A 19,055-nucleotide genomic window follows, 5' to 3' on the forward strand; every position below is an offset into this window, starting at 1 on the left:
CTTTTAATTGATTAACGAATGATTTTTTGCATCAAAATCACTTCCTTAGCTGAATTAAGGTTATGAGGCTTGCACAGTTGAAATCCAAGTTTTCGATACAAAGCAACGATATCTGTCATTGCCGATAAAATGTTGGTACAAACTTTTTCATAACCAAGTAATTTTGCTTGTTGCACAGCAAGTTTAATCAACTCTTGGCCAATACAAAGTTGTTTATATTCATTTTTTACATATTTATGTATTAATTCAGCAGTGGAATTATCATAATGGCGAAGACCAATACAACCTGCAATGCTTGCCGAAGTCGAAACACCGATGTGAGCAAGTATTAACATTCCTTTAGGGTATAATGCAGTGTGTACAATGGATTTAAATGCATTCTCCATAGTTAACGTGTACAAACTTGGACAAAAAAGATTAGCATATTCAGAAAAAAGTTGTTTCCCTTGTTCAAAATCACATGCTGTTTTAGCAATCTTATAAGTAACTAAAGGCATAAGACATTTCCTGAGCATTTACAATGACTGTTCAATAAACTTACACCTATTTTTCGATTAAATCATATTCATTATTTTTATTAATGCCATAGGTAACGTCATTGTTATAACAGTGTAGATGTTACTTTAAACTTTAAGCTGGTTTAGTTAATTGATTGTTAAATAATAAAGCGATAACATAACAAGCAATCAATGGTTAATGATAATTACTTAGTTAACTCTCTAAATCATAAGTCGTTATCATTATCTACGTATGATCGAATTAAAATTGGAAGCATATGACTAATATCATTTACAGATGTAATATTAAACCCACATTAACACAAGCTATTACGCTATATAATAATTGCAGTTTAGGTGAACGCCGCCCTATTGATGATCATAAGCGGTTTCAAGCTATGTTAGATAATGCAAATCTAATTGTTACTGCATGGGATAAGGATACCCTTGTTGGTATTGCCCGTTGCTTAACCGATTTTGTTTATATTACTTATTTAGCTGATCTTGCAGTTGATAATAGATACCAAAAACAAGGTATTGGTAAACAATTAATCAAAGAGGTACAAAATTATACAGGTTTAGATTGTGCGATTACTTTGCTGGCAGCACCGCAAGCGGTAGAGTATTACGGTCATATCGGTTTTAATTGCCATCCCTCAGCTTGGATAATAAAAGAAGAACTTAAATGAGAATAATCTTAGCATCAACGTCACTTTCTCGAAAAAAAGTATTAGAAAAGTTAGCTATTGCTTTTCAATGTGTTCCACCTATTTGTGATGAAACGCCATTACCGAATGAATCAGCAGAACAACTAGTCATACGCCTATCAAAACTTAAAGCACAATCATTGATAACTCAATATCCTAATTGTTTAATCATAGGATCTGATCAAGTGGGAGTTTTAGAGGATAAAATTGTTTGTAAACCCCATACTGTTGAAAACGCCCGCCAACAATTACGTAACAGTAGTGGTAAATCCTTCTATTTTTACACGGGTATGACGGTTATTAACACCGCTAGTGGACAATCGAACACAATATGTGAACCTTTTAAAGTGACGTTCCGCCATTTAACCGATGCAGAAATTAATGCCTATATAGCAAAAGAAATGCCACTACAATGTGCCGGAAGCTTTAAATGCGATGAATTAGGGATTACGTTATTTGATAAGTTAGAAGGTGATGATATTAATTCATTGGTGGGATTGCCACTATTAAAGCTCAATAAAATCATGATAGAAATGGGCTGCAATCCACTTTTCATGTAATACACATATTTTATGTTATATATGCAAACTATTCGACCAATCGACCAGCTGCCATTTTCATTATTTTTTGGCTATAATTTGCAACATCATGGTCATGTGTCACAATTAATAGCGCTGTTCCTTGCTGATGAATTTCGGTTAATAGTTGCATAATTTCAGTCGAGCTTTCGTCATCTAAATCACTTGTGGGTTCGTCAGCAATCACGATTTGTGGCTGACAAATCAAAGCACGTAAAATAGCAATACGCCGCATTTCACCACCAGACATATTTGCTGGATAAGCATCTTGCAGATGGCTCACGTTTGCTTTCTCTAACAGTTGTTGTGCATAAGTTAGGCTTGTTTGATTGGCGCGCTTAGTTAGATAAAAAGGTAATCGTATATTTTCAAGCGCAGTCAAATTAGGTAATAAACTACTGCCTTGAGGAATATAACCAATATTCTGATTTCGAAATGCTGAAACTTGCTCATCATTAAGTTCAAAAAGATTAGTATCATTAATGGTAATTTTGCCCTGAGTTGGCGTCAGTAACCCTGCAATCATATTAAGTAAAGTCGTTTTACCACTACCGGATTTACCCATAATACAAACAAAATCACCCTGTTCCATATTGAAGCTAATATTATCCACAGCTGAAAAAGTTTGTTGTGCGCGACGATAATCTTTTCGCAGATTTTTAACGCTAAGTAACATTATTCCCCCTCTCTTAAAGTGCTGTAAGTATCAAATTTAGTCATAGATAAGGCAGAATAAATACAAGATAGCGGACCAATAATCACTGTGAGAATAAACACAATTACGGCATATATTATTGCATCAAATAACGAAATATTGACACATGGCAAACCAATTGATTGACAAATTAATAAACTAAAAGCATAAATCAATATAGCAGCAATCACAATGCCAGCAATACCACCTAATGCACTAATTATTAATGACTCTTTTAATAACATTTTAATCAAATCACGGCGTGATGCCCCAAGTATGCGTAATAAACTGATCTCGCGTTTACGTTCGTTTAATGAGGATGAAAAAATAACAAAGATCACAATAATAGCTAACACCCAAAAAATAGCCGATAAACTGTACACAATAGTTGAAAATCCACTTAACCATTTTGCAATATTACTTAACATACCTTTAGTTATGACAAAATCGATATTATAGTCCATAGCAAATTTTGGCATGATTTGATTGATAATATCTTTAGGTTGATAGTCATGATTCACTTTAATAAAGATAGAAGAAGCATAATCAGTAAAATGATCAACATCACCTTCTATTAATTTAGCCTCTTTCATTAGTTTTTGCGCAGCTGACATTGTCATAAAAACTGAAGTGTCAAAACCCATGCCTGTGCTATCCATTTTAGCTGCTATTTTAAAAGGCTGATTGAAAAATAGGATCTCATCTCCTACTTGTGAAGTAATTTTAGCACCCACAACAACTTGATTGTCGGTTAATGGCTGGCTTAGTTGGGTTTGTAACCATGGTTTAATAACAAAATCACTTTGCTCATCAAAGCCAATTAATTGTACTTTAGTCGTACAACATCCCGCATTCAATGAAGCAATAAAAAGCTGCGGTGAAATAGCTTCAATCCCTTTAATATTTTTAATTTTATCAATTAAATCCACTTTTAGATAAAAACTACTTGGCTCACCCCGTAATAAAGCAACTTCCATATTCTTTTCATAACCATAAGGCACAATAAGAATATCAGCCCCTAACCGATCGGCCATGCCTGAAATGCCTTGACTAAGATTTTTCATTAATACACTGCCACCAAATAGTGTGGCTGAAAAAAGGGTAATAACAATAATCAAACAACAACTACGAAAAGGTCGTCTTTGAATATTTTTCCATGCTAAATGAGAAATAGTAATCGGCTTTTCTTGCATGTTAATTTCCTGCAATTATTGAGCTCTTTATTTATCTATTAATATTTATAATGATAAATTCTAAGCGTTAACTTGTTTAAACTAGTCATGATTTTGCTAGCTTATTTGTTACTCGTATCTTTTGGATATTTTATTTAAATAGACTAAATTGATGATTGATACCACAAATGATAATCCAGAGAGTAAAACCAAAGCAGGTTTAGCGCCCATATTGCATCGCATCATCTCGTTAGGGCAAACACCAATTAAAATAGTTGGAATCGCGGCTGCTAATAACGAGATGCAAGCTAATGACATTGTTAATCCCATACGGACAAATATCGTGCGGCTAAATAGCATTAAAACTCCAACGGCTATGACTAAACTACCGATGCCAAGTTCTGCTCTTAAGGTCCAAAAACATCTCATAATTTTAGCGGGTGCACTATGCATATGTTCACTACCTGCTGCTTGGCTCATTGCATCAACCGGCATAGCTGAAGGTTCTGGTAATGGGCAAACAGGTAAAATATACATTGGAAACAATATCAATAATACGCCTAGCATGATAAAAAACAGGGATGAAATCATGCGATTTTTCATATAATAAACCTCATTTAATGGTTAATTATCAATAATACTTGCCACTTTACCGTGTTCAAGTACAACTGTAGTTTGAGCATGCCGAGATACCTCAGGTGAGTGAGTCACCACTATAATAGTGCTCCCTTCTTCATGCAGTTGATGTAATAAATTCATAACCATTGCTTCATTGTTTTCATCTAAATTACCGGTTGGTTCATCGGCTAAAATTAGTTTAGGATAGTTAATTAATGCTCGAGCAATACAAACACGTTGCTGTTCACCGCCTGATAATTGTCTAGGTAAATGTTTTGCTCTGGCCGCTAAACCAACGCGCTCTAGAGCCTGTAATGCTTCTTTTTCGTCAACCATACTATGATAATACTGCGCTACCATTACGTTTTCTAACGCTGTTAAGTATGAAACCAGATGAAATTGTTGGAAAATCAATCCAATTTTATCACGACGGATTTCGGTCAACTGGGGTAGAGAAAGCTGGGTAATATCTTGCCCATCAAAAATTACTGAGCCTAATGACGGTTTATCCATACAACCGATAATATTCATCAATGTCGTTTTACCACTACCTGAAGGTCCCATAATAGATAACCATTTACCTTCCTCAACAGCTAAATTCACGTCTGAAAGTGCATGTAGTGAGCCATATATTTTTGATACATTCTTTACTTCGAGTATATTCATACTTAGATCCTATTCACCTCGCAATACGAGTGCGGGTTCAACTTCAAGAGCACGTTTTACCGGAATTAAACATGCTATTACCGTAACAAGAGCAGAAATAATAATTGTTGTTGGAATAAGATAAAACTCAATAATTATTGATCGCCCAAAGACATTAGTACTAATAACTTGTGCAAAAACAAGCCCACAAACTACACCTATCATGCCACCAATGATACCTAATACCAACCCTTCAGCTAAAAACTCTTTAGCTATGCTTTGATTATTTGCCCCAATTGCTTTTTTGAGTCCAATTTCTTTACGGCGCTCCATCACAACAGTCATCATCGTTGTCGCAACGCAAATCATAGTAAGCACTAACACCACAAAAGTGACCAAATAAAGTAATGATGAGAGTTTACCTAAAACTGAAGACTCTGATTGTGTTACCCATTTTATTAAATGGGGATCGATAGTATTAATGTGGCTTTTGATTGTTTCAACATAGCGTTTTAATTCTGCTTCAGTAGCAGTTATACTCACTTCAACCACTTCAGCCTGATCGGATTCTTCAAGTAGCACTTCTAAATCATGTAAATCAATAAATATAAATCCATCTTCGGCTCGCCCTGTTTTAATAATGCCTGTAATTTTAAGATCTTCATCAAAGCGCGAATCTTGTTTAGATTTACCCGAAATCGGCATCGTACTGCCAATTTTCAGTTTGGTAAAATTAGCAATATCGGTACCAATCATGATTTCATTCGGATTTTTAGGTATGCTTCCTTCGATTTGCCAATAAGGGCTAGTTTTGGTCACTTGTTCGAAGTTAGTACCCACAATCGTATAAGGATGCTGATTGCTACGAATAGCATCATAACGGAAAGGCGTGACGCCTAAAAGCTTGTCTTGAGGAAGTAAATTTACTGCTTGTTTCACATCAGCAAGTGGCATAGTCGGTTGATTATTAGCGGGCATAAATAATAAATTTGCGCCATAAGAACGAAACTCTTGCCCCATTTGACGCGGAATATCATAGCATAATGTTATCATTCCAAGTAAAACGGTAGCACCGATAGCAACCCCTAGCAATGCAATCATAATTCGCGATCGGCGACGAATGAGTGAGCTAAAAATGGTTTTGATAATAAAGCGTCTATTTTTATTCATCATAAGCGAGTTACCTTTGTTCTTATCGACCATGTAATACATCTGTTGGACGTAAAAACATCATTATTCGTAAAGCGGGTAAACTACCGACAAAGGTAATTAAACCGACCATAATTAATACTAACGGAATAATAATCATTTTCGGCTCGACAAATGAACCAAATACCGTGTGACCAATAATTTGAGCAAACCCCAAGCCAATAAAGTAACCAAAAACTCCACCTAACAAGGCAATAATCAATATTTCAGTTAATATCAGCATTGCGACCGCTGTATTTGTTGCCCCTAATGCTTTAAGTAAACCAATTTCAGTGCTTCGCTCAATAACATTGGCAGTAACTAAATTTGAAATCGCCAACGCCGAGCAAATTAACGATAAAATGGTTAATAGCAACATAAGTAATTGTGTTTTTTGCAGTATAGAACCTTCAGATTCAGCGACTTGCATAATCGCTTTAACCCGAACATCAGGCATTAATTCTTCAAGTTGATAAGCAATTGAACTAATGTAAGCGGTACAATACCAAGTATCCCATTCAGTTCTTGATAAACTATTTGGATCTTGTGCTGCTTTACGTGCCAATTCGTTTTCTGGTGTGGTTAATGCACTCACTTCAACTCGTTCAACAAGCCCTTCTTTATTTGCTAACTTTTGGACCACCGGCAGGGAGACATAGAGCTGTGAATCTTCTACTCCACCACTGTGGAAAATATTATTAACTGTTAACGTTAATGAATTATTTGTTTGTGGAGAGGTAATATTGATGGTATCACCTAACTTTAAATTCCACTGTTTAGCGACAGTTTCGCCCACCATGACACCTTGTAAATTATCATCTTTCATGGTGTTACCTTCAATTGTCCACCATGATTTCATGGCTAACATACCGGTATCAACTTCATCCCCAGTTGGAATAGTCAGGTGTTTATTAAACCAAGTGCCCACAATGGTAATAGGTTTACCATTCAAATTGGCTTGAGCTGTAAGATAGGGAGCAAAATCGACAATGTTATAAGCCCAGAAGATCATCTTAATTTTGACTAAATCATCTTGTTTAATGTACTGCATAGCTTGTTGTTTGCCATTATTATCGTCGAGTTGGTACATTTCACTAACAAGCGCTGTTCCGCGTGGGACAATATTTAAATTAGCACCATAAGCCTTTAACTCTTGATTCACTTTATCACCAACATCAAACATAACATTTAACATGGCTGTTGCAAGTGAAACACCGAGTGCTACTGTCAAAGCAATTAAAAATAATTTCTTTTTTTGACGCACTAATACACTAATTAACATTCTGAGAAACATAAACTCTTCCTTTGGTAACCTTTACTTAAAGCGTGCTTTTTCCGCTTCTAGGTTTGCGGGACGAATAACCATATTCCCATTAATAATTTCATACTTAAGTGGAACAGGATTACAACCACCTGAAAAACCAATCGTTGCAATATTCATCACCACATCACATAAAATACAGACAACTTGATTACCGCGTTGATAGTAACCACTTGCACCGCAAATATCACAGGCATCAAAACCCACACCATAGGCGTTTTCGCTTTTTTTAATCACAATAAAACGAACTAATGTACCATCGGTAGCCTTGTAACCATATCGATGTAAATTACCATCATTGACATTATCTAATGGAATAACAATTAAACCATCCGCATTAGGTGAAACTGGTTCAGCAGGCGTAAGTTCAACACCTTTTTCAAAAATGTAACGTGCTCTTGTTACCGTATAAGCAGTTATTGCTGCACCAGCAATTAGTAATAACGAAGTGCGTCTATCACTACGTAACTGTGCGTTAAGTTTACGAATTTGCGCTGGATTGCTGCCAACTAATGACGTTGTTTTGGATTGGATATATAACGCTATGGCTAATAACAACACTATTGCCATAAAAATAAAGATAAAGAAATTAACGTGACCTAATACAAAAATCACCAATTCCATCATCCATTTTTGTGGTTTAATAAATCGCCTTACAATTAAAATTTGGATCAGATTGATACTATTTTGAATCGTAAATATAAGCAAAGCGATCAGAATTGTTGTTTGAACGAATTTATTTGATAAACGCCTACATAGACGGAAGGTAAATACAGCGATTAATCCAGCAATGAGTAAAGCAAAGCAATAACCAACCCATTTGAATAAATAATCGTTATTAAAGATAGACTCCATCCCAACTGAAAATTCGAAGGGATAAAGCATTAAATTCGGTAAAAATTGTGCAGCAATTAATCCAATAGCAAGCACAGATAGTAGGGTAAATAAAATTTTGCCGAGCTGGCAATTGATTGGTGTTTTTAGTATTGCGCAGATAAACAACGGTATCGCAATTATCATCCACAAGGTGATGATGCCAAGGTCATAAAACTCACGAACAGCAAAACCTGTATTTCGCTTCAAAATAGCATAAATTAATGCTGCAAGTAGTCCTATTATAAAACCGAAGGTAAAAATTTTGTTATTATAATTAGGTATTGCTCTAACTATCATCGCACTTAACAGTGCTAATACAACAATGGGAACAAAAGTATTATCGGTGATTTTTATAAGGTATTGAAGCATATTAATTGCCTAATGGTTACAACCTATTATGGCGAGTGAAAACCTCGCCATAATAAATACTACAAAATATTAAGTATAACTGATACTATTTTTTAAATATCATTACCATGCTCGAGGAATATAATCAAAATCCCAAGAAACTTCAATTGGTTTAGTCCAAAAACGTCCTTCGACTCCGGTTTCTTTATCTACATGCAATAAATAACCTTGTTTTTCTGGATTTTCGATAGTAAATGTGACTTTATATTTACCTGCACCATCAAGTTTAATATTGTTACCATAATGCGGACCATCTGATGCGTTCATTGGCATAAAGTTACCTTCGATGGCTTTATCACTACCTTGTTTTTGGATCTTATATTTAACCGTTAAGTAAGGAACAAAATCGCCAACACCATAACCAAGTTTATTGCCTTCTGCTGCTGAAATATCTGCTTCAATGTGCATATCAGATTTTGATGCAGGTAAACCACCCATGCCAGCTGGCTCCATATCTACAGGTTGAAAATAAACCGCACCAATATGTAATGGTCCAACTGTCACTTCATCACCGATTGGAAACTCTTCAAAACCTTTTTGTTCACCTGGAGCAGGTGCTGCTGCATACGCAACAGATGATAATGCAAGTATTGACGAAATACCCGCAACTAGTACTAATTTTTTCATTGAAAACTCCTTTACTTTTATTTAATTACTTATCATTAAAGCAATCACTACTTTCTTTGCTATTTAAATTGACTTCGAAATATCATTAATCAACATCTAACCAACTTTTAAGCAACAAATTAAATGGATCAAACGTTTTGTTTATTATGTTTAGCTTTTAAATAAACCACTGATATGATAACAACTAATATCATAAATATTTGTGGTATTAACGTTTCAATGGTTGGATAAATCCCTAAAATATCGATTGAATGCACAAAATCAACCGGCGTTACAGGAATTATATCGGCTTCTTGTAACTCTTTTACTCCACCTCCAGCAAAAGCTATAGCCATAATATACATTAGTGTACTTGTGCCAATAAAAAATGGTCTAATTGGTAATTTCATGGTACCAAAACGAATTAGCATAAAGATAATAGCAAGCACAATACAACCTACAGCTAAACCATACCACACCATATCCATATGATCTTTAGCTTCAGCCAACATTGCTTGGTAAAATAAAATAGTTTCAGCACCTTCACGGAAAACAGCTAAAAAGGCGGCAAATCCCAATGCAAAACGACTACCCGATGAAACTGCCGTTTGCACTTTACCTTCAACATAGTTTTTCCATGCTTTTGCTTCAGCCTTTGAAAACATCCAATTACTGACAAAAAATAGCACGACGGTGGCAAGTAACATTGCAACACCTTCTATCATTTCTTGATTAGCGCCACTAATATCAAAAATAGAGTGAAGCGCAATTGCCGCTAAAACACTGGCAAATATTGCAAATAACGAGCTCATGTAAACAACTTTAACCATAGGTAAGTTGCCTGAACGCACTAAATAGGCCGATATAGCAGCAATAACTAAAATAGCCTCTAATCCTTCACGGAAAATAATAATAAATGAAGCTAATAAAATACTCCAACCGCTCTCTTTTTTACCATCGAGCTCATTGGCATCTTCATGTAGCATTTTTAATAAAACGTCGATTTCTGCTCGTACTGTTTTATTTGGTGCACCATCAGTCATTAAACGTTTTATTTTAGCAAATTGGTATTCGGTATCGGTACCACGTTTGCCAGAAATATATGACATCACAGCCCTTTCGACACCATGCTTTTCATAAAAACCAAAATAGGCGTTATTTACGCGCTCTTTTGCTCTATCACTGTCTTTCATAAAATAGATATCGTAGGAATCATTGAGTATGCTATCCATTTCATCAATGATAGCATTCCAGCTTTGATATTTTTTTTCAGCAGCGTAAGAAGAGGGAGCAAAAACAATCACACTTGTAATTATCAACAATACTACTGCAAGAAATCGTTTCACTTTTTATTCCTTTTATTTTCCTAGTAACATAATACCAATTGGTTTACTATTTTCAGGCAATTGCAACGCTTGGGATATGGCATCTGGTTTAATAGAATGGATATATCTGGCGCTTAATTTTAACGCAGCAGCACTAAGGTAGATGTTTTGACTCATTGCACCCACAGCTATTTGGGCAAAATCATTAGCTTGATCTGCTGGCGTATCTGTAAGGGAGTTTTGATCGAACACAAAAATTAAAGAATAAGCTGCACGCTTGGTAAAGTTTTGCATCGCAATATCGGCACGGATGTCTTTATTATTAATTTCACGTAAATATTGACCATCCCATTCATATAAAAAGGTCCCTTTTTCACTAGCAACATACAAACGAACATAAGGCGCTTTACCATTCGCCATTGGTACCGTCCACCCTGTTTTACCACGATTTAAGCCACTTGCAGCCCAAAGCACTGTGGATAATTCATCATCGGATAAATTACCTATAGGAAAACCACCACCGGGGGTTGAAGCTCGTTTTTTTAGACTTTCAAATAGCCCCATTCCATCTTTGGTTTGAGGATTGGGTAAAGAAATATCTCCATAACATAACGATATTGAAAATATTGATGACAATAAAACAATAACTAATTTGCGCATCATGCAAGGCACAGTCCACCTCTAGCTAACTTGTAATGATTGCGATATCTTATTGCTAATAATGTTAATGATCAACAACAAATAATAATAATTATCATTTGACAATCAAAAAATAGTTATAATTTATTTTTAATAAGATAACTTCATATTTCAGTGGGAATTTTTATTTGATTTGATTTTCAATGTTTTACTTATACCTATCAATACTTAAATTGGTTATATTTTAACCTTAATTTGCGATTTGCTCCGACGCCAATATGGCTTTTATACCAATTTTTGCTATGCAAAAATTGGTATAACGTCGCAAATAAACCGATAGATAATGTAACTAAATTAGCTAAATTAAAAGAAATAACATAACTATTGAATTACCAATCCATCCAATCTGGGGTAAAACAAAAAGTAGAATAAATAATTGTTTGACCTAACTGCGCCGATATATTTCCATCTCTTGGACGAACAACTAAATAGTCCCAATCATCAATAGTTTTTTGTTGAAGCCTTCTACCTGTCCAATAATAATTATCTAAATTAACATTTAAACCGTAATTGGTTAAATTTCCCCATTCACTAAAAACACCACCATTAATATGACGCCAATAACGCCCACCATCTGTTGTTGTTTGAATATTCGGATTATTTAACCCAGATATATATCTTGTTACACCTTCAAACATGAAAGAACCAGATGCAGTCGTAAAGTCAACCGGATCGGGTAAACGATATTCTTGAGCCGTTATTGTTTCTTGGCGACCTGGTTGACCATCAAGCGCAAAACACCAGTTAGCTTGTCCAGCACTCGTTTCTAGTTTATCTTTATCGCGAACAACAAACCATTTTTGTAATTCAAATCCATATTCAACCACCTTCACACCATTCAAATTACCTTGTATTTTAAAATTCGCAGGTAACACCGAGGGTTTACGTGCAGTTGCACCATGTTCACTAGAGGTCGGTGCAGGCCCATTTAATGTTACCCTTACACTGTCTTTTGTAATATTACTTACAGTTGCAGTAATATCACCCACTTTTACTGTTGGCCAATTTAAATTATCCATCCCATTGGTTATTAATAAATCGAAATACACACCATTTCCAGCTAAAGTAGGGAAATTTTGATTAAAATTTCTTGATAAACCCGATTGTGTTATAAATCCTTTTGATGTATCCCACATATTGATTGGACCAGCAAAAATACCCGTGCTATTTTCCATACTACCCGGCCTAGCATAACAAGCATATGGCTGAGTATCATGAGGATAGATATAATATACAGCAGAGTCTTTTACATACGTTTTTTGATTTGGAATTCCAAAAGCAGTTTTTAGTTGAACACCATCATTCGAATCAATTGTTATGGTCAGTTTATAAGGGGCAAAACATTTTGAAGGTAATTCATTTAAATCAGAGGCTTGTAATTGTAAACCATTTTTATCTTGCCAATTGGCATTTATCGCACCTGATATTGTAAAATCGCCATCACCATCAATATCTTGTGCTAAATTGGTGCCTAAAGTATAGTTTACCGTATCGGGTGTTACAATGGTTTGAACACTTTTAAAGGTATCACCTGGATTATTAAAATAAATGGCTTGGACTCTATCCCAATTACCATTTTCGTTTAATTTCATCATATTTCCAGCTGGATCACTTAAATAAACATCATTACCAATTTTGATAGTTAATAAATTATCATTAATACCGTTAAATAAAATGAATGGAGAAGATCCTCTGATAGTGGAAGAAGTTTTAGCGGTTAATGCATCGACAATTGGCGTATTAAACATCCATAAACAAAAACAAATAACAAGTGAAACTATTTTAAGGGTAGACCAACTAACTGAGAATGCTAATGTGTTGAAAGAGGAATGAAAATTTGTTGTTTTAACAATTTGATTACGACAAATTACTAAAAAGATTAAATCATCAAAATTAACGATGCCCGATGCCCGATGCCCGATGCCCGATGCCCGATGCCCGATGCCCGATGCCCGATGCCCGATGCCCGATTTTGAATATATTTTATCATACTTTTCCCAATCAGTATATTTATTTAATATTTCTTATGAAAATTCAAGTAAGTAAATTGAAGGCAATATTATCGTTTTAATACAAAATAATTAAATAATCATTTTGAACTATCATAAATCAAACTAAATTTATTGTAATAAACTTTTGTGTAAAAATTTGTAAGCTATTTTGTAATCTACCTTATTATTCATATAATTCGATAATTGGCTTTATTTCATATTGATTAGTTAAAAAATTTTTAATTTTAAGACTTATATTGTTAATGAACTTTTTCGATGAATAAAATGTTTAACATCGTTAGTAACAGCAAGCAATATATTGGTTAACTCGTTGTATTATAAAGCCATAACGAACTCCTCACGTTTCTGTACTTATAAATCTCATTTGTGACTTTTTTAATTGATTTATAAAAATTCTTTGTTTTTAATACTGATTATATTATCTAAATAAACTCAAATCTGCCTTTGACACAAGCTTTAAGTAACGCTCATTGGTTAAGTAAAATGGGTTAGAGCTAACCAGATTATTACATTGGGATTTTTGTTATATCTTGATGTTCAATAGCTATCTTCGTAGAATGGGCAAAATTTTTATTTTGGGTTTGTTATGCAATTACATTTAGTGGTTAATACCTTTGGCGCTGATTTGCAGCGACGTTATGGTGAAAAAATTTACAAACTCACGTTACATGGTGGATTTACCTGTCCTAACCGTGACGGTACTATTGGTCAAGGAGGGTGTACATTTTGTAATGTCGCCTCCATTATTGATGAGTCAATTCAAGTTAAGTCGATTGCAGATCAGTTAACTTCACAAGCTCAGCAAATGAAAAAATCGAAACGTTACCTTGCCTACTTTCAAGCTTATACCAGTACTTATGCCGAAGTTGAAATCTTAAAAAATATGTATGAAGAGGCGCTAAATAGTGCTGATATTGTTGGGCTTTGTGTGGGAACCCGCCCTGATTGTGTACCCAATGAAGCACTTAATTTATTAGCTAATTATCAAGCTAAAGGCTATGAAGTTTGGCTAGAGCTAGGTTTACAAACCGCACATGATAAAACGTTGCATGCAATTAATCGTGGACATACCTTTAATGATTATCAGCAAACAGTACAAAAAGCACGTAAGCTGGGTATTAAAGTGTGTACCCATTTAATTATTGGTTTACCAAAAGAGAGTAAACAAGATAATTTAGTGACTTTAGATCAAGTACTTAATTCTGGTGTGGATGGTTTAAAACTGCATCCGTTACATATTGTCGAAGGCAGTATTATGGCTAAAGCGTGGCGTGCAGGCCGGCTTGATGTATTATCTTTGGAGCAGTATGTCGATATTGCAGGTGATGTTATCAGGCAAACCCCAGCGGATATTTTATATCACCGCATCTCGGCTAACGCCAGAAAACCGACCTTACTTGCCCCTGATTGGTGTGAAAACCATTGGCAATCGATGAATGCTGTCGATCAAAATTTACGTCAATTTGGCGTGCAAGGAAGTGCCATTGGTGACAGTTATTGTTTTAAAGCATAAAAGAGTTTAATGGATAATATCCAGATAGTTAAACATGCATTAAGTGATTTACTAACCGAAAATATTGCTATTAATTAATTGTAAAATATTTTGCCAGCAATTATCAGTAAACCATAGATGGAAAACGATTAGCTACAGTGAATTTATTGCCCATAGGCAATTACTGCATAGTGTAGTCAAATAATTGTCGTTATAGATGCAATAAGTCAATCCGGGGATCAGGTTTACACCCATCATTTTGTTAAAGTGACAAAATAGACAAACGTATCAGTAAATTTGAGGTTTTTACTTTATTTGAGATCGCCAATCACAAAATCATCATTTGTAATGAATAAACTCGGTAATTTTGTGGTAATAGTGATGATAAAGATCTAGGTGCCTAACATTGATTTTAGGTTGGTTAAAATAATGAGTTCAATCACCATAAAAATAACTAGGCGGCGAGTTATCTTTTTCTGTTAATCAATGAGATCCGCTTAAGGCAATTATGTTTAACAATTGGTATAAAACATTCGGCACATAGGCCGAATGAGTATAATGCTTCAATTCCAGCAGTATAACTATCTCAAATTTTATTGAAAAAATTCGTTAATCTTTATTGATTATCTTCTGTTTTTCCTCGCGTTATTAACTTTTTAAAAATGCTGAGCGGTAATTTAGTTATAGCAAAACCACATAACATAATGATTGTACAAATAATAAAACGGGTTGAAATGATTTTATGCTCATAAATAGAGGAAATCAAAATTGCAACGACTGGAAAAATAATAAAAATGAATGATAAAACAACAGGGCTCATTCTTTTCAACAAAAAGAAATAAGCGATAAAACCAAACACCGAAGCAAAAATACCTAAATAAATTAATGCGAGCCAACTAGTTAAAGAAATAAGTTGGAAATTGTTTTCTTCAAACAAGAAACTTAACAAGCACAGTACAATTCCAGCGACGCCGATAGGTAAGGTATTAAAAGTAAATACATTGATGCCTGCACCTGCTTTTTTGGAATATACATACAAAAAACCATGCATCAATGCTGCTAAAAGTATTGATATAACACCTAAAAAATCGGTATACGAAAGAATAAATCCTTCAGAAACTAAAATATATATTAAGCACAAAAAGCCTACTGTAATACCGATTAATTGATTCAAATAAATCTTATCTTTTAAAATTATTTTAGCAAAAATAATAGAAAAAATAGGCATAGTACTAAATAGAAGTGATGTTAAACCTGACGATACATACTGTTCACCAAAACTAATTAAGAAATAAGGAATAGTAAAGTAAAATAGGGTTAATAACAGGAAAAAATGTAATGATTTTCGAGGAAACAATATTGGTGATTTAGCGATAATAGTAATTAATACTAAAAACGGAAATGCAATAACAAAACGTAAACCAGCCGCTAACAGTGGGTTAACGGTTTCAACAGCAAACTTAATGCCAATCCATGTTGTTCCCCATGTAAAACAGACAACAATAAATAACAATAAAATAATATATTTATTGTTAAAAAAAACGTCCTTATTCATTTTAAATTTTACTAACCAGATTATATGTAATAGGTTTGGCAATATAATATAAAATGCATAAGATTGTAAACATCAAAGTATCTCAAGAATTAATAAGCATTTTTTACGGTCAAACGTTTTACTTTCGTTAACTTTGTATCGATAAGCAAATGGTGATTGAGTTATTTTGTTTTTAAATATTTGGCAATTAAAATTCTTTCACTAAATTAGTGGATATTTAGATCAACTGAGAATAAACAAGATAAATCGTCTAAAAGCAAGTCTTGCTTTAACCAGATTCAAGCTAAATATACGTTCATTTTAATTAGATATTAATCATCATTAACTTCTTTTTACCCGTTAAAAATAACTGATTTTTCAATACCAATAAAAGATTATGGTTAAGTTTGATCATAAGCTGCAACATAGAATGACACTGATCCTATAACAACTATCATTATTGATTTAACGTTACCTCTTACCTCTATTTTTTGCTTATAGGATGAAGTAATATTAATAATATTGAATTTTTTGTCGATAACAGAATGTTCAATAAACGTGATGAATCTTTGTGAAAAAGGATTCATCATTCAAATGATTTACACTTATCGATTATTTCGCTATGAATAAGATTACTCGATACTTATAAACTCGTCAGTACTAAGCATTGTGATAAGGCTCACTACTAAAAATCAAACTTTGCGCAACAATCAATACTGAGTATATAATACCCCTTTATTACTCGAGGCAATTTGCATGCAATTAGCTTTTTGTATCTATAAATATTTTCCTTATGGCGGTTTGCAACGTGATTTTTTGCAAATTGCTAAGGCTTGTTGTGATCGTGGTCATAAGATCCGTGTTTATGTCATGGAGTGGCAAGGCGATATACCTGATGAATTTGAAGTTATAAAGGTCGCCAAAAAGGGCTTTTCAAACCACAGCCGAAATCAATCTTATTATAATTGGGTTAAAGCTCATCTTGAGTCCAACCCTGTTGATTGTGTTGTCGGTTTTAACAAAATGCCTGGCTTGGATGTCTATTTTGCTGGCGACACATGTTTTGCCGAAAAAGTAGCACACAAAGGTTTGCTTTATAAATTATCTAAACGATGTCAACACTATTTAGCTTTCGAAGATGCAGTATTTAATGCCGCTCATCATACAAAAATAATGGTGCTAACTAAACAGCAAATTAGTGATTTTGAAAAATATTATCAGACTCAACCTTCACGATTTTATCTGTTACCACCGGGCATTGCATCGGATAGAAAATACCAGTTAGCATCGCCTCTTAAAGGTCAACAATTTAGACAAGCCAATCAAATTGCGCTTGATGCTTTTGTGATAGTGCAAATTGGATCTGACTTTAAACGTAAAGGGGTTGATCGTTCGTTAAATGCTATTGCCTCCTTACCCATTGAGTTGAGGCAAAAAGTAATTTATTTAGTCGTTGGGCAAGATAATGCGCAACCTTATCAAAAAATGGCTAAAGCTTTGAATATTGGCAATCAAGTCAGGTTTTATTCTGGCCGTAATGATATCCCTGATTTTCTTTTTGCAGCCGATCTATTATTACACCCAGCAAGGCAGGAAGCTGCTGGCATGGTATTAATTGAAGGTTTAGCCGCAGGTGTACCAGTCATTGTCTCTGGTATTTCTGGTTATGCTTATCATGTCTACGATGCCGATGCTGGTTTTGTACTGATTGAACCTTTTGTGCAAGCAGATTTAAATTGCGCGCTTGACAATGCGATAACCAATCAAGCGCAACGATTGATCTGGCATAATAATGCTATATATTACGGTCAAGCTACTGATTTATACCACTTAGCTGAGCGTGCTGCCGATATTATTTTAGATTGTGATAATCATGAACGAAATTAAACTTAAATCACCTTTTGCACAATTATGGAAAGATAAAGATCCCTTTCAAGAAGTTGAATTAATATCGGGAAAAGTTTATCGGGAAGTAAAACAACGTAAAACATTAAATTTCCAATTTAATGATGAATCTTATTTTATTAAGATTCATCGAGGTACAACAGTTAAAGAGATTGTTAAAAATCTTTTATCACTACGTTTGCCTGTTTTAGATGCTAAACAAGAATGGGATGCGATTGCTCGTTTAGAACAAGCCAAAGTTAATACTATGGATGGACGAGCATTTGGTCGAAAGGGCCTAAATCCCTTAACTCGCCATTCATTTATTGTTACTAAGGATTTAAACCCAACCATTAGTTTAGAAGACTTTACAAAAACATGGCTAACTTCGCCACCCAATTATCATTTAAAACGTTCACTAATTATCTATTTAGCTAATATGACAGCAAGAATGCATGCAGCTGGTGTTAATCATCGTGATTGTTATTTATGTCATTTTTTACTTGATATACCATTATTTGAACATCAAAAACAGATTAAGTTATCAGTGATTGATTTACACCGAGCTCAAACACGTAATAAAGTGCCTAGACGCTGGCGTGATAAAGATCTGATCGGACTTTATTTTTCATCAACGAATATTGGCTTAACAAAGCGCGATATTTGGTTATTTTTGAAAGTCTATTTCAATAAACCCCTAAAAACCATTTTGCTTGATGAGCATAAATTAATTAGCAATACAGAACAAAAAGCAGAAAAAATACGTAAACGCACCGAGAAGTATAATCTTTAACAATAA

Annotated in this window: 18 protein-coding genes; 5 read left to right on the top strand and 13 right to left on the bottom strand. The window is 34.3% G+C overall.

Annotated elements, in window-relative coordinates; all coding sequences use genetic code 11:
- Positions 1 to 11: 11 nt before the first annotated feature.
- Positions 12 to 497: a GNAT family N-acetyltransferase gene (locus tag J3U57_RS04105; protein WP_267343914.1), complete on the bottom strand. Its 486-nt coding sequence runs from the start codon at positions 495 to 497 to the stop codon at positions 12 to 14.
- Between the two features lie 278 nt (positions 498 to 775).
- Here J3U57_RS04105 and J3U57_RS04110 point away from each other — a divergent pair, with 278 nt between their 5' ends.
- Together J3U57_RS04110 and J3U57_RS04115 are read left to right on the top strand one after the other, a co-directional pair.
- Complete coding sequence (locus J3U57_RS04110) at positions 776 to 1,186, top strand: GNAT family N-acetyltransferase (protein WP_267343915.1); 411 nt, start codon at positions 776 to 778, stop codon at positions 1,184 to 1,186.
- On the top strand, positions 1,183 to 1,764 hold the full coding sequence (locus J3U57_RS04115) for a Maf family protein (RefSeq protein WP_267343916.1): 582 nt from the start codon (positions 1,183 to 1,185) through the stop codon (positions 1,762 to 1,764). Before J3U57_RS04110 ends, J3U57_RS04115 begins: the two co-directional genes overlap by 4 nt.
- A 28-nt stretch (positions 1,765 to 1,792) precedes the next feature.
- On the opposite strand, the gene J3U57_RS04120 is transcribed toward J3U57_RS04115, so the two are convergent.
- From J3U57_RS04120 to J3U57_RS04170, 11 genes are all read right to left on the bottom strand, one after another.
- Positions 1,793 to 2,458, bottom strand: a complete 666-nt coding sequence (locus tag J3U57_RS04120) for an ABC transporter ATP-binding protein (protein WP_267343917.1) — start codon at positions 2,456 to 2,458, stop codon at positions 1,793 to 1,795.
- On the bottom strand, positions 2,458 to 3,669 hold the full coding sequence (locus tag J3U57_RS04125) for an ABC transporter permease (protein ID WP_267343918.1): 1,212 nt from the start codon (positions 3,667 to 3,669) through the stop codon (positions 2,458 to 2,460). The genes J3U57_RS04120 and J3U57_RS04125 overlap by 1 nt, the downstream gene beginning before the upstream one ends.
- Before the next feature lie 108 nt (positions 3,670 to 3,777).
- Positions 3,778 to 4,251: a DUF4418 family protein gene (locus J3U57_RS04130; protein WP_267343919.1), complete on the bottom strand. Its 474-nt coding sequence runs from the start codon at positions 4,249 to 4,251 to the stop codon at positions 3,778 to 3,780.
- 21 nt (positions 4,252 to 4,272) lie between these two features.
- Positions 4,273 to 4,932 (bottom strand): ABC transporter ATP-binding protein, encoded by a 660-nt coding sequence (locus tag J3U57_RS04135; RefSeq protein WP_065634679.1) that lies wholly within the window; start codon positions 4,930 to 4,932, stop codon positions 4,273 to 4,275.
- Positions 4,933 to 4,941: 9 nt separating this feature from the next.
- Entirely contained in the window at positions 4,942 to 6,084 is a 1,143-nt protein-coding gene (locus J3U57_RS04140) for an ABC transporter permease (protein ID WP_267343920.1), read from the bottom strand.
- A gap of 19 nt (positions 6,085 to 6,103) precedes the next feature.
- Positions 6,104 to 7,393 carry an ABC transporter permease gene (locus J3U57_RS04145; RefSeq protein WP_267343921.1) on the bottom strand — a complete coding sequence of 430 codons (1,290 nt, stop codon included), beginning with the start codon at positions 7,391 to 7,393 and terminating at the stop codon, positions 6,104 to 6,106.
- A 21-nt stretch (positions 7,394 to 7,414) separates the two neighbouring features.
- Positions 7,415 to 8,665, bottom strand: a complete 1,251-nt coding sequence (locus tag J3U57_RS04150) for a Fe-S-containing protein (RefSeq protein WP_267333487.1) — start codon at positions 8,663 to 8,665, stop codon at positions 7,415 to 7,417.
- A gap of 102 nt (positions 8,666 to 8,767) precedes the next feature.
- Positions 8,768 to 9,331 carry an iron transporter gene (locus J3U57_RS04155; protein ID WP_065634676.1) on the bottom strand — a complete coding sequence of 188 codons (564 nt, stop codon included), beginning with the start codon at positions 9,329 to 9,331 and terminating at the stop codon, positions 8,768 to 8,770.
- Between the two features lie 128 nt (positions 9,332 to 9,459).
- A complete protein-coding gene (locus J3U57_RS04160; RefSeq protein ID WP_267333488.1) occupies positions 9,460 to 10,656 on the bottom strand; it encodes an FTR1 family iron permease in 1,197 nt (398 codons plus the stop codon).
- A gap of 12 nt (positions 10,657 to 10,668) precedes the next feature.
- On the bottom strand, positions 10,669 to 11,298 hold the full coding sequence (locus J3U57_RS04165; RefSeq protein ID WP_267333489.1) for a nitroreductase family protein: 630 nt from the start codon (positions 11,296 to 11,298) through the stop codon (positions 10,669 to 10,671).
- 365 nt (positions 11,299 to 11,663) lie between these two features.
- Positions 11,664 to 13,082 carry a hypothetical protein gene (locus J3U57_RS04170; RefSeq protein ID WP_267343922.1) on the bottom strand — a complete coding sequence of 473 codons (1,419 nt, stop codon included), beginning with the start codon at positions 13,080 to 13,082 and terminating at the stop codon, positions 11,664 to 11,666.
- An 850-nt stretch (positions 13,083 to 13,932) separates the two neighbouring features.
- Here J3U57_RS04170 and J3U57_RS04175 point away from each other — a divergent pair.
- A complete protein-coding gene (locus J3U57_RS04175) occupies positions 13,933 to 14,859 on the top strand; it encodes a TIGR01212 family radical SAM protein (protein ID WP_267343923.1) in 927 nt (308 codons plus the stop codon).
- Positions 14,860 to 15,454: 595 nt separating this feature from the next.
- Here the strand turns inward: J3U57_RS04175 and J3U57_RS04180 are convergent.
- Positions 15,455 to 16,393: a DMT family transporter gene (locus tag J3U57_RS04180; RefSeq protein WP_267343924.1), complete on the bottom strand. Its 939-nt coding sequence runs from the start codon at positions 16,391 to 16,393 to the stop codon at positions 15,455 to 15,457.
- 735 nt (positions 16,394 to 17,128) lie between these two features.
- Between J3U57_RS04180 and J3U57_RS04185 the strand changes: the two genes are divergently transcribed.
- Entirely contained in the window at positions 17,129 to 18,259 is a 1,131-nt protein-coding gene (locus tag J3U57_RS04185) for a glycosyltransferase family 4 protein (RefSeq protein WP_267343925.1), read from the top strand.
- Positions 18,246 to 19,049 (top strand): lipopolysaccharide core heptose(I) kinase RfaP, encoded by an 804-nt coding sequence (rfaP, locus tag J3U57_RS04190; RefSeq protein WP_267333494.1) that lies wholly within the window; start codon positions 18,246 to 18,248, stop codon positions 19,047 to 19,049. The genes J3U57_RS04185 and rfaP overlap by 14 nt, the downstream gene beginning before the upstream one ends.
- Positions 19,050 to 19,055 lie beyond the last annotated feature (6 nt).

The sequence above is a fragment of the Gilliamella sp. B3464 genome (genome assembly GCF_026536145.1).
In the GTDB taxonomy this organism is placed as follows: domain Bacteria; phylum Pseudomonadota; class Gammaproteobacteria; order Enterobacterales; family Orbaceae; genus Gilliamella.